Below are 12,277 nucleotides of genomic sequence, written 5' to 3' on the forward strand. Positions count from 1 at the left end.
CTATCCGCTGGTCACGTTAATCCGGTTCTCCGAGACGTGGAGGTACGTCAGCCGGATGATGTTCGTGTTCTTCGGGACGGCTCGCTCGTTTCTGAGCGCCCGGTCGTAATGGACCAGTCCGCCGTTATCCACCGTGACTGACCCAGCGACGAGGCCGCCGTACAGCTCTGCCTTTTTGAGCGAAACACTGCTGGCACCGACACCGCCGGCGGGTGCGTAAATCACGCCCTCGAACTGCGGGGTATCGGTATCCCCTTCGATGACGGCGTCGAAGTCCGACTGGCCGTACACCCAGAACTGCGTCGAGTTCTGCGCGGTATCGACATCGACCTTGCCGGTACGATAGATGTGGAAGTGGTGGCCGCTGGCGGACGTAGCTTCGCCTTTGACGTAGAGACGCACTTTCCCGGCACCGTTCACCTTGATCCGTCCGCCGTTCTCGATGTAGACGTAGTCTCGGACGGCGATGGTCACGTCGTCACCGCCTGTGTTAATCGTCAGCGTCTCACTGTCCAACGTCAGGTCTTCCAAGTAGTACGTGCCCGCGTCCAGCGTCTGGTCACCGGCGGCGAGCTGGTCGCCCGAAATGCTGCTGGTCGCACCGTTGTCATTGGTGGCACTTGCGTTGGCGACTCGCCGGGTCACCAGGCCGTCGATAGCGCCGGCTCCCTCAACGCCTGAAATCTGTCTGACATCGCCGTTGACAGTGCCCTTGATGTGCTTCGTGGTCGAGTATTCCACGTCACGGGTAACGACGCCGCTACCCTTGACCTCGACCCGGTCACCGGACTGAACAGTGCCGTCTACCTCGCTGTTCCCTTTCACGTACACGTCACCGGCTGTGGTGATCGTTCCGAACGACCCTCGTGATGTCGAGTAGTCGCCGACAGACGAGTTGTAGCTGTCCGTTCGAGCGGGGTCGGTGCCACTACCGGAGAGCGTAATCTGCCCGCCAGCGGACGTAGCCGCGACGGCACTCGTCACTTCTCGCGGCCCTGTCGGCACGACTAGTGTCGTGGTCACGCTGTCGTTTTCGTGATCGTAGTACGCGTCGCCATCTGTCCGCTCTTCGAAGTAGCGCCCCCATGACCGGTAGTAGTCGCTCTCGACGGTGATATTGACCGTTCCGGTATCTAGCGGATTGACGTTTCCGGCCGCCTGGTCGGGGTACACCTGCGTCGTGCCGTTCTTTGAGATGCTGGCTTGTGAGCCAAGCGAGCGGTCACCGCGGACGGTGATAAGCGGGAGCGTCAGCGTCGCGTCGCGATAGTAGAACTCCGGCGGTGAGACCATGACACTGCCGCTGCCAGAGCGCCGCCACACGCCACCGCCCTGATAGGCGACTTTCTGGTTCCCGTTCTCGTAGACGACCGCGCCGAGTTCCTCCTCCATCAGCGTGACAGTTGTCGGGGGCGAAGCCGAGTGGTTGGTGATACTGACTGTCATCCGACCCGCTGTGTTGTTGGTTCGGTACGTGGATCTGTCCGTCCCGACGAGCGATACCTGCTGGCTGTCAGCGTTCCCAAGTGCCACCAGCGCCGCCTGTGAGTCCAGTTGGGTCATCCCCGTCTCCGCCCGGGAGACATCGAGCCCAGCCTCAGTATCGACCAGCGCTGTCGCTCCTAGACTGACAACGATGCTGGAACCGACGATGACGAGACTGAGGACCAGTATCAGCCCGAGCGGGGCGGATTGTGCGCGTTCCTGACCCCTGGGGGAGTGCATTATCCGACAGTAGTTATCATAGCTGATAAGATTGCTGGCCGAATTATCGCAGCCACCGCGCAGCGGCTGACTCTGTCGGCTGCACTGAATATCGTCCGAGTTTGGATACTACCCATTCTGATATCCGGTGGGCGACCGTGTTGGCTATCAGCCGGATGTGATGTTGACGTCGTTCGTCGAGATGTGGACGTACGTAACAGACGGGATTGCCTGTGGAATCGTCGTTGTCTCTGTCCGCTGAAGTGCCTCGTCGTAGTGGATCCCGTAGTTGTTCGACACAAACGTCACGTCACCCACAACACCGCCGTAGACGTGGGCGTTCTGATCGAGTGTTATGTCCGCCCCATCGTTGTCCGGTCCGTTCGGACCGTAGATAACGCCGGTGAACTCGGCGTTGTTATCGAACTCGACATCTGCGTCGGGATTCGTATACACCCAGAAGTTCGGGGCTTTATCATCTTCGACAGTGACGAGTGCTCCGTTCCGTTGATAGTAGTCGCCTTCAACGTAGACATTCACTCTGTTCCCGCCAACGACCGCTATTTGCTGGTCGTTCTGTATCGTGATCGTTCCGTTGACGACGATGTTGACATCGCCGCTGGAGGTGTCGATACGAGCGTTTTCACCACTGTTGAGTGTGATTTCCGAGAGGAAGTAGTCACCGGCCGTCAGTTCGCATGTCGACGCGCAGTTCTCAAGCCTGTTCGAGCTATTGTCGATGTCGACACTCGGGTCGGCGTTGTCGTTCGACGACGAGATACTCGACCGACGTGTATCGATGAGGCGCTCAACAGAGTCGGGTGCGGTGACTGAGGCGTTCTGTGCGCTCCAGCCACTGACACCGCCAGGGTAACCGCCACCGCTAGCTGTCCCCCCGTAAGAAAGGTTGCCACGGATTTCCCCGTTATTGCTTATTTGTACGTCGCCACCGGATTCGAGGTCTCCCTCAATGATGGCATTGTTCTCCACATCGACATCGCCAGCAGAGATGATTCGCGAATTCGAGCTGTCGGGGAACCCACTGTACGGACCCACCGAGGAGTTGTAGCTATCTGCCTCGGCATTGTTTTTGATTGTCATTGATGTCCCGGGTGTCCCAGCGACGATCCCGCCCTGTACTGGCGGATTGGTCGCAGGGACGAGCAACTCGAGGGTGACAATGTTACTGCTGTGGTTGTAATCGACCGAGCCGTCGGTCCGCGTCTCGAAATACTGTCCCCACGCCCGGTAGTACTCACTCTGTACCCGAACCTCGACTTTTCCCGACTCGAGCGGATTCACTGCCCCCGCTGATTTGTTGGGCCAGTACTGTTTCGAAGCGTTATGTGAGATAGATGCGCTGTCTCTGAGTGCCCCGGACCCACTCACCGTCACGAGCGGGAGCGTCAGCGTCGCGTCCCGGTAGTGGAACTCGGGCGGTGACACCATCACTGATCGACCGTCGCCGGTCGACCGCCAGACGCCACCGCCCTGATACGCGAGTCGCGTCGCACCGTTGCCGCGGTAGGCCACCTCGCCCATCGACTCGTTGACTACAGTCGTCCGGTTCCCGGACGTTGTGTTCCGATAGGAGACGTTCATCCACCCGGCGCTCCCGTCGATGTAATAGGTACTCGAACCACTCGCGGGAAGGGTGACTTGCTGGACATCCGTCTGTCCCAGTGCTACGAGCGCGGTTTTGGAATTGAGTTCCGTCAGTGACTTTTCGGTTCGCTCCACATCGAGTTGCGTTTGTGTGCTCGTGATCGCGTCCGCACCCAGCGCGACGACCGCCGTCGTCGACACAATCATCACCGCAAAAACCAGTGCTAGCCCGAGCGGAGCACTCTGGCCGCGAGTCCCGAGGCTCAGCCCAGCGCTACCCATACTACGCACAATTACCGCAGCAAATGATTTAAAACAGCGGGGCAAGTTATCAATTGTAATACTGTGCGGGTCGTTGCAGTGTCGACTCGTGAGCGGCATCGCTGCTTCGAGGCGCGACCGGGAAGCGGAACGGTTTAGTCGCGCCCTCTCAGACAGGGAGATGGGAACAGCACGACCGCAAATCTGACTCGCTGTGGCCTTTCACAGCTCGGGATTGCGGCCGTGTTCGGCACTGTACAGTGCCAATACGCCTCGTAACGAGAGCGGTTCGTGCGGTTCCAACCAGATTACAATGGCACGAATGCATACACGCCGTCGCGGTTCGTCCGACTCGGACAAACCGGCGGCAGACGAACCCCCGGAGTGGAGTGACGTCGACGAGGACGCCATCGAAGCGCGCGTCGTCGAACTGGCCGAACAGGGCCACTCGCCCAGCGAGATCGGCCTGAAGCTGCGCGACGAGGGCGTTCAGGGCACGCCGATCCCTGACGTCTCGCTCGCGACCGGCAAGAAAGTCACCGAGATTCTCGAGGAGAACGAAGCCGAACCGGACCTGCCGGAGGACCTTCGGAACCTGCTCGAACGGGCCGTCCGCCTTCGCGACCACATGGACGAGAACCCCGGTGACTACCAGAACAAGCGTGCGCTCCAGAACACGCAGTCGAAGATCCGACGCCTCATCGACTACTACCGCGGCGACGAGGTCGACGAGGACTTCACCTACAGCTACGACAACGCCGTCGAAGCGCTGGGTCTCGAATAGATGTCGGCGACCGGTCGGGAACCGACGCCAGCCACGTCGCCCAGTGACCTCGCCGGGTCGCTACGTGAGGCCACGTTCGTTCGCCTCGTCAGCGATGCGACCGGCGAGGCGCTGGCTTCGACCGGCCTGCTGGCGCGGGCGCTCGATGACACGCCGTTCCAGGCGAGCGTCGTCCGCCCGTTCGAGGACCCCGACCGGACCACCGAGACCGACATCACTGTCGCCATCGGTCGCACGCAGCCGACCGCCGACGTGACGCTGACCGACCGCGCCGCCGCGACTGCCTTCGAGACCGCTCGCGAACTCGGCACGGCCGACGCCGCGCTCGCCCTGGCTGGCACGATTGCCGCCGGGGACGTTGACGGGACTGTTGCCGAAGCCGCCGAGCAGGCCGGACTGGAACGCCGACCCGGCGTCGCCGTTCCGACAGCGGACCTCGCGGACGGGCTGGCCTACTCGACGCTGTTCGTCGCGCCTTTCTCGGGCGACGCCGACACAGTGCGGGCCGAACTCACCGAACTGGGCCTCGGCTCGGATTCGGTGCAAGCCGGTGATCTCTCGACAGACGACCACCGACGCCTCGCGTCGCTGGTCGCGTTAGCTGTCACCGAAGATGCACCGCCCCGGGCCGCTGAGACGGTCCAGCGCGCGCTCCGCCCGACGACGGGCGGCCCCTTCGAGACGGTCGGCGGCTACGCCGACGTGCTCGACGCCGTCGCCCGCGAACAGCCGGGCACCGGCGTCGCGCTCGCGCTCGGCCACGAGGCTGTCCACGATGACGCGCTGGCCGCGTGGCGGACACACGCCGCGCGCGCCCATGAAGCAGTGTCCGAGGCGGCCACAGGCCGGTACGACGGCCTGTTCGTCGCCCGCGGCGACGCGATGCCGACCGGCACCGTCGCCCGTCTGTTCGCGGACTATCGCGCACCAGAACCGGTGACGCTCGTTGTTACCGACGGCCGGGCCGCAGCCCGCGCCACGGACGGGCAGGACGTGACAGAAACGATGCGCGCGGCCGCCGACGCTGTCGGCGGCGACGCCGTCGGGACGGGCGACCGGGCACGCGCCCGGTTCGACGCCTCGACGGCCGACTTCATCGAAGCGTTTCGGGAGGCAGTATGAGACGGGCCGAGATTCGGACGACACACGACTCGCCCGAACGCGTCGCACGCGCGGTGCGGCCGGACAACACCGACGAGATGACCACACGCGTCGAGGGCGACGCCGTGGTCACGACCGTCGAGCGCGATTCGACCGGCGGCCTGCAGGCGACCGTCGACGACTACGTCGTCAACATCCGGGTTGCAGCACAGCTCGCAGACCAACACACACAATCCAACCATGAGTGAACGAAGCGTTTCCAAGCGCACAGAACAGAAACGGTGGTACACCGTGCAGGCTCCCGAGCAGTTCGACCGGGAGGTTCTCGGTAAGACACCGGCAGACGAACCGGACAAGGTGCTCGGACGCACCATCGAAACAACGCTCGGCGAACTGACCAACGACGCCAGCGAGAACAACACGAAGCTAACCTTCAAGATCAACGAGGTCGCCTCAGACTCGGCGTACACGGAGTTCATCCGCCACGAACTCACGCGGGACTACCTCCGCTCGCTCGTCCGCCGCGGCTCCTCGAAGGTCGAGGCCTACATCACCGTGCTGACCACAGACGACTACCGCGTCCAGGTCCAGCCGGTCGCCGTGACGACGAAGAAGGCCGATGCCTCCCAGGAGAAGGCCATCCGCCGGACGATGATCGACCTCGTTCGCGAGACGGCCGAAGACCGAACCTTCGAGGAGCTCGTCGACAGCGTCGTCGAAGGGCGTCTCTCCTCGGCCATCTACGGCGAGGCCAAGGACATCTACCCGCTCCGACGCGTCGAAATCAAGAAGACAACGCTCGAAGCGCGCCCCGAAGAAGTCGCCGCGGAAGAGGAGACGGCCGTCGACGTGGACGAAGAGGACGTCGACGTCGAAGCCTAGACGTTCCAGCACCAACGGTCGATTTTTCTGCCGCAGTAAGAGACCGATTCACAGCGACGCAGCGGACCTGCCCCTCTCCTGTGACGCTGTTGCCGACGGTCGGAGTTAGCGACCGCTACCGCAAAACAGCGCACAGACGACACACCCAGCACAGACGAGAGAAGCTCCGAAAAAGCGACAGCGATGCTACTCGCCGGTCGTCGCCGTTTCTGGATTTTCGGTTACAACGACGGTTCCGACCATCCCGGCCCGCTCGTGCGGGATGCAGAAGTAGGCGTACTCGCCGAGTACCTCGAAGGTGTGGGTGAAATCCTGGCCCTCGTACATCGTCCCGCCAGAGGAACTCCCCCAGTTGTCGCGGGCGGCCTGTTCAGTGTCGAAGCCGCCGGAGGCGAAGTAGTCCGCCTCGTCTGGGATCTCGTCTTCGTAGGCCGTGACCGAGTGGCCCTGTTTGCTCGTGTTGAGCCACCGCACAGTCGTTCCTGGTTCGACAGCGATGCGAACCGGGCGAAACGCCTTCGCGGACATCCCCACGTCGTAGTCGGTGTCAGCGCTCCCACCGCCGAGGCAACCGGCGAGCCCTGCGACTGCCGCCGGGCCGGCCGCACGGAGAAAATCCCGTCGCTCCATACCGCGACTCAGGACCGCAGAGTCAAAGACCGCTCGGTTTTGGACCACGAATCAGCCGGCGGCGGTCACTCGAAGGTCAATCCGTCACGGAGTTCGCGGGCATCGTCGAGCAGGCCGTCGCGGTCGTCGGCGGTCAGCGTCACGTGGCCCATCTTCCGGAGGGCGTACACCTCGCGCTTGCCGTACCAGTGCAGATGTGCTCGGGGCGTCGCCAGCACGCCGTCTTCCCCCTCCAACTCTGCCGGCTGCCGTTCCGCAACGTCGCCGAGGATGTTCGTCGAGACGGTCGGGAACCGCTGGTCGGTCGACCCCAGCGGCTGGCCGGTGACGGCCCGCAGGTGTTGCTCGAACTGCGAGGTGTGACACCCCTCGATGGTCCAGTGCCCGGAGTTGTGGGGCCGGGGCGCGATTTCGTTGAGCAAAATCTCGCCGTCGGTCGTCTCGAACAGTTCGATGCCGAACACGCCGCGGCCGTCCATCACGTCGAGCACGTCGTGAGCCACTCCACGCGCGCGCTCACGAACAGCGTCCGACGCCCGTGCCGGCGCGACCGACTCCCGGAGTATTTCCTCGCGGTGGATAGTCTCGGTGACCGGGAACGTGTCCCGCTCGTCCACGCCGCGACAGCCCATGACCGCCAGTTCCCGCTCGAAGTCGACCATCTCCTCGACCATCGCGGGACCGGCGATGTCGTCGATAGCGTCCTCAACAGTCTCCGGCCCCTCGACGCGGATGTTTCCGCGACCGTCGTAGCCGCCGGTCCGGGCCTTGAGCATCGCAGGGTAGCCCAGTTCCGCACAGGCCTCCCGGAGGTCGTCAGCGGTGTCGACGGCGCGGAACTCGGGGACTGGAACGCCGGCCTCCGAGAGCCGGCGCTTCTGGACGAGTTTGTCCTGAATCGTCCGGAGCGTCTCGGGAGCGGGATGTACCGGCGTCCCTGTCTCCTCAGCGACCCGTTCGAGCACGTCCGGGTCGGCGAGTTCAATCTCGAAGGTGAGGTAATCGGCGCGCTCAGCGAGTTCCCGCAGGGTCGCCGCCTCGTCGAAATCCCCGACGAGCTGGTCGCGGACGACCGACGCGGCCGGGCAGTCCGGCGTCGGGTCGGTCACGAGCAGTTCGAGGCCAAGCGGCGCGGCCGCCTCGCCCAGCATCCGGCCGAGCTGGCCACCGCCGACCACGCCGACGGTCGGCCCTGGTGACGTGAGCGTCATACCGCGCGCTTCCACAGCAGCAGGGTTAACGGTTCGGTTCTCGGCCGTAGGACTCGTGGACCCACACTGTCATGTCGTTCGAGCTGTATTTCGTTCGCATCCGGTGGGTCTTGGGCGCGTACCCGGCGGCTTCGAGCTGTTCGTCAGGGACCGTGCTGTCAATCCGCTGGGTGATGATTATCGGCGGCTGGTCACTCTCCGCCTGCTCGACGAGCATGTCGGGCCGGTTCTCACACGAGACGTTCACGTCGTCGGCCGCGTAGTACCACGGCAGCGGCAGCGAGTTGTGCCACTGCAGGCAGGTCGGTCTGGTGTTCCACCACGAGTCGTTCCACTCACCGCGGTCTTCCTTGACGTACGCGTCGTCGCCGTCGTATGCATCGCCGCGCTCCCCGTGATACATCACTACATCGGTGCCGTTCCCGTTGGCCGTCGCGATCCGGTCCATCTCGGCCAGATCCGCACGGAGCGACTCCTGTGGCTGAGCGTACTGGACCAGCGAGTTCTCCTCCAGATGCTCGTTTGTATACACCCGCGTTGCGCTCGTGTTGACGACGAGTACAGTGACGAGCAGAACGATGGCGGCGGCGATGACAGCGCCGGTCACGTCGTCAGCCGACAGCGATTCGTTCCCCCATCGGACAACGGCGGCGAACCCGACGGCGGCTGGAATCGACAGCGGGACGACGACGTGGACGGCGAGCCACGGCGCGCCGATGTCGGTCCCGATGGGGTAGCCCAGAATCGAGACGTAGCCGCCGTAGGCCGCGAACGGGATGAGGTGACGCGGCTCGACGATTCCCAGTCGGTCGACCGCGTACCCGAAGACCGAGAACAGGAGCAGCGGTGCCGCAGTGTAGCCCAGCGCTTTCAGCAGTACCTCGTAGTGACCGTCGACACTCTCGTAGAACGTCTCGATAGACGCGACGAGGCCCGTTTCAGTGGTCGTGGCTTTCTCCGAGGCCGGCGAGAACCACTCGCTGTACTGGTCAGCGACGCGCTCCCAGGTGGTCTGGACGAGCTCCGGGAACAGCGATGGGTTCGTCACGCCGGACCAGAAGTTTATGTCGCCGCTGGCGGCCGGTGCTGGCGGATGTTCGATACCGGCGACACCAGCGCCGCGGGGCGCATAGAAGAACAGCGAGATGAGGCCGAACACCAGCGCGGCGAGGACGATATGACTCGCGTACGCCGCGAGGACGGAGGCGGCGCTGTCGTGGCGGTCGCGGAACGAGCGGACGGTGGTGGCGACAAGCCCGACGTCCGCCCGAACGCGACCAGCGACGCGGCCCCAGATGGCACCGATACTCGGGACGGTTCGGAGGAAGGCGGCGGCGTCGCGGTAGCCGTTCGGGAGCACGAGTACCTTCGCCAGCAGGAGGCCGGTCGCGCCGAGCCACGTCAGTACGTAGACGATAGCGTTCTCCTTCGAGGCGAATCCGAATGCCATGAACGCCCCGGAGCCGTAGAGATAGCGCGCCTTCCGGGTGTCGACAAACCGGACGAGCAGGCCGAAGGCGGTGAACATGAACGCCGCGACCAGCACGTCGCTACGCATAAACCGCGAGAAGTACAGGAGAACTGGATTGAGTGCGAGAAAGGCGGCCATGAAGACTGTCTCGTCGGACCGGAGGTGTCGGCGAAAGAGCAGCGCTGTCAGCGGAAGCAGGCCACCGACAATCGCGACTGGGAGCCGCATCGTGAAATCGGTCGGCGCGGCGAGGGTGAACACCCAGCTATCGACGTGCTGGATGAACGGACCGTGGATGATGTATCGGTAGGCGAACGACCCGGAATCGCGGAGATGGAGCGCCCAGTAGGCCACGCGGCCTTCGTCGAAATGGGCGACGCGGCTCCCGAGTGCTGCGACTCTGAGGACGAGACCGAGAAGCGTCGCGACGACGACGACCTTCACGGTCGCGCGGGGGTCGTCCGCGAACCAGGACCGGCTCCGGTCCCGGACATCGCGGAGGGCGGACGGCAGGGACGGCTCAGCCATACCTGGCTCAAGCACATGGGGCATTAGAATCCTTCTGGTTTCTATAACAGGATTTTAATCCAGCCGTTCGGCACGGCGACCGGCCCCAGCTACGGAACGGTAGTACTTTATTCGGCCCTCCCCGGGTGTCAGGTATGGTGCAGCTCGGGCTGGTTGTCGCCCAGTACGACAAACACGGGGCCGTTATCGAGGAGATGGAGCACGGGGCTTACGAGGCCGCTGCCGACAGCGACGCCGAAATTATCGCGTCGATTGATGTCCCCGGGTCCTACGACACGCCGCTGGCCGCTGACCGGCTCGCGCGCCGATCAGATGTCGACGCTGTCGCCGTCCTCGGCGCGATCATCAGCGGCGACACCGACCACGACCAGGTCATCGGCAACGCCGCTGCGCAGGGGCTGACCGACGTGTCCCTCGACCGCGACACCCCAGTCACGCTGGGCATCATCGGCCCGGGCATGAGCCAGGACGAGGCTGAGGCCCGAACCGACAAGGGGGCCTCGGCCGTCCGGAGCGCAATCGAACTCGCCACCGAACTCGAACAATGACTATGGACTTCGCTTCCCGCGTCGAACGTGTAGAACCGAGCGCGACCCTCGCAATCAGCAACAAGGCCGCCGAACTGGAGGCCGAGGGCAAGGATGTCGTCGACCTGAGCGTCGGCGAACCCGACTTCGACACGCCGGAGAATATCAAACAGGCCGCCAAGGACGCACTCGACGCCGGGCACACCGGCTACACGTCCTCCAACGGCATCCCCGAACTGAAAGAGGCTATCGCCGACAAGCTCCACGACGACGGCCTCACCCAGTACGGCCCGGAGAACCTCATCGTCACGCCGGGTGGCAAGCAGGCCTTGTACGAAATCTTCCAGACCATCATCGACGACGGCGACGAAGTCGCCCTGCTCGACCCGGCTTGGGTGTCTTACGAGGCGATGGCGAAACTCGCCGGCGGCACGCTGACCCGCGTCGACACCGCCGCCCACGACTTCCAACTGGAGGGCGCACTCGACGACCTCGCCGACGCCGTCTCCGACGAGACGGAACTTCTCGTCGTGAACTCGCCGGGCAACCCTCACGGTGCCGTGTACTCCCGTGAAGCGCTCGAGGGCGTTCGCGACCTCGCCGTCGAGCACGACATCACGGTCATCTCCGACGAGATTTACAAGGAGATTACCTACGACGGCGTCGAAGCCGCCTCGCTGGGCACGCTTGAGGGTATGGAAGACCGGACTATCACCCTCAACGGCTTCTCGAAGGCCTACTCGATGACCGGCTGGCGGCTGGGCTACTTCGCGGCCCCGGAAGAACTGGTCTCACAGGCTGGCAAGGTCCACTCCCACTCGGTCTCGTGTGCCGTGAACTTCGTCCAGCACGCCGGCGTCGAGGCCATCACGAACACCGACGACGCCGTCGAGGAGATGCGCCAGGCCTTCGCCGAGCGCCGCGAGTTCCTCATGGGTCTGTTCGAGGACCACGGTGTCCACGTCCCCGAACCCCAGGGCGCGTTCTACATGATGCCCGAAATCGCTCCGGACGGCGACGACACCGAGTGGTGTGACCAGGCCATCTCCGAGGCGCAGGTCGCCACCGTCCCCGGGACCGCGTTCGGGACGCCCGGCTACGCCCGCATCTCCTACGCCAACAGCAAGGAACGACTGGAGGAAGCTGTCGACCGGCTGGCCGAGGCCGACCTCATCTAACCGTCGGCTCACACAGCCCTCTCTAGTCGCTCGAACCACGGCGAAAACCGGGAGAGGCCCGGAAACGGGCTGTTTTGTTACGTGACGACGAACACCGTCACCAGCGTGAGGATGACGAGCGTCTCGGGCAGGACCGTGAGGATGAGTCCCCGGCCGAACATATCAGGGTCCTCGGCGATGGCCCCAACGGCCGCCGCACCGATACCGCGCTCGGCGAATCCGGAGCCAAGCGCCGCTAACCCGACGGCGAGGGCCGCAAGTCCCCCGGCGAGATAGCTGGCTGCCTCGGCGGATATCGCAGGACTACCCGTCTGTAACATAGCCGCAGTTACGGTGCCTGACATGGCGGCTTAGTATCCGAGGGGAGGGACAATCATCTGGCTGATACATTCCAA

At 64.0% G+C, this 12,277-nt stretch carries 12 protein-coding genes; 6 read left to right on the top strand and 6 right to left on the bottom strand.

Going from position 1 to position 12,277, the window contains the following annotated elements; genetic code table 11:
- Positions 1–1,725, bottom strand: coding sequence for a polymer-forming cytoskeletal protein (locus DVK00_RS00640; RefSeq protein WP_121577092.1), 1,725 nt, complete (start codon positions 1,723–1,725; stop codon positions 1–3).
- A 147-nt stretch (positions 1,726–1,872) separates the two neighbouring features.
- The gene (locus DVK00_RS00645) at positions 1,873–3,591 is read right to left on the bottom strand and encodes a hypothetical protein (protein WP_232794465.1); all 1,719 of its coding nucleotides are present in this window, start codon (positions 3,589–3,591) and stop codon (positions 1,873–1,875) included.
- Positions 3,592–3,883: 292 nt separating this feature from the next.
- Here DVK00_RS00645 and DVK00_RS00650 point away from each other — a divergent pair, with 292 nt between their 5' ends.
- From DVK00_RS00650 to DVK00_RS00665, 4 genes are read left to right on the top strand one after another with little or no spacing between them, the layout of a single operon-like run.
- The gene (locus tag DVK00_RS00650; RefSeq protein ID WP_004957060.1) at positions 3,884–4,354 is read left to right on the top strand and encodes a 30S ribosomal protein S15; all 471 of its coding nucleotides are present in this window, start codon (positions 3,884–3,886) and stop codon (positions 4,352–4,354) included.
- Complete coding sequence (locus DVK00_RS00655; protein ID WP_121577093.1) at positions 4,355–5,476, top strand: hypothetical protein; 1,122 nt, start codon at positions 4,355–4,357, stop codon at positions 5,474–5,476.
- A complete protein-coding gene (locus DVK00_RS00660; RefSeq protein WP_004518217.1) occupies positions 5,473–5,703 on the top strand; it encodes a KEOPS complex subunit Pcc1 in 231 nt (76 codons plus the stop codon). The genes DVK00_RS00655 and DVK00_RS00660 overlap by 4 nt, the downstream gene beginning before the upstream one ends.
- On the top strand, positions 5,696–6,337 hold the full coding sequence (locus tag DVK00_RS00665) for a 30S ribosomal protein S3ae (RefSeq protein WP_053969003.1): 642 nt from the start codon (positions 5,696–5,698) through the stop codon (positions 6,335–6,337). Before DVK00_RS00660 ends, DVK00_RS00665 begins: the two co-directional genes overlap by 8 nt.
- 186 nt (positions 6,338–6,523) lie before the next feature.
- On the opposite strand, the gene DVK00_RS22420 is transcribed toward DVK00_RS00665, so the two are convergent.
- From DVK00_RS22420 to DVK00_RS00680, 3 genes are all read right to left on the bottom strand, one after another.
- Positions 6,524–6,811 (bottom strand): plastocyanin/azurin family copper-binding protein, encoded by a 288-nt coding sequence (locus DVK00_RS22420; RefSeq protein WP_394337657.1) that lies wholly within the window; start codon positions 6,809–6,811, stop codon positions 6,524–6,526.
- A gap of 221 nt (positions 6,812–7,032) precedes the next feature.
- A complete protein-coding gene (locus tag DVK00_RS00675; protein ID WP_101350474.1) occupies positions 7,033–8,178 on the bottom strand; it encodes a 5-(carboxyamino)imidazole ribonucleotide synthase in 1,146 nt (381 codons plus the stop codon).
- 25 nt (positions 8,179–8,203) lie between these two features.
- A complete protein-coding gene (locus DVK00_RS00680; protein WP_121577094.1) occupies positions 8,204–10,177 on the bottom strand; it encodes a flippase activity-associated protein Agl23 in 1,974 nt (657 codons plus the stop codon).
- Between the two features lie 134 nt (positions 10,178–10,311).
- Between DVK00_RS00680 and ribH the strand changes: the two genes are divergently transcribed.
- Together ribH and DVK00_RS00690 are read left to right on the top strand one after the other, a co-directional pair.
- Positions 10,312–10,725, top strand: coding sequence for a 6,7-dimethyl-8-ribityllumazine synthase (gene ribH, locus DVK00_RS00685; protein WP_101350476.1), 414 nt, complete (start codon positions 10,312–10,314; stop codon positions 10,723–10,725).
- Positions 10,722–11,882 (top strand): pyridoxal phosphate-dependent aminotransferase, encoded by a 1,161-nt coding sequence (locus DVK00_RS00690; RefSeq protein ID WP_121535102.1) that lies wholly within the window; start codon positions 10,722–10,724, stop codon positions 11,880–11,882. Before ribH ends, DVK00_RS00690 begins: the two co-directional genes overlap by 4 nt.
- A 77-nt stretch (positions 11,883–11,959) precedes the next feature.
- Here the strand turns inward: DVK00_RS00690 and DVK00_RS00695 are convergent, their stop codons facing one another.
- Positions 11,960–12,226: an ATP synthase subunit C gene (locus DVK00_RS00695; protein ID WP_101350478.1), complete on the bottom strand. Its 267-nt coding sequence runs from the start codon at positions 12,224–12,226 to the stop codon at positions 11,960–11,962.
- Between the last annotated feature and the right edge of the window lie 51 nt (positions 12,227–12,277).

The organism is Haloarcula sp. Atlit-47R, assembly GCF_003665985.1.
GTDB lineage: Archaea > Halobacteriota > Halobacteria > Halobacteriales > Haloarculaceae > Haloarcula > Haloarcula taiwanensis.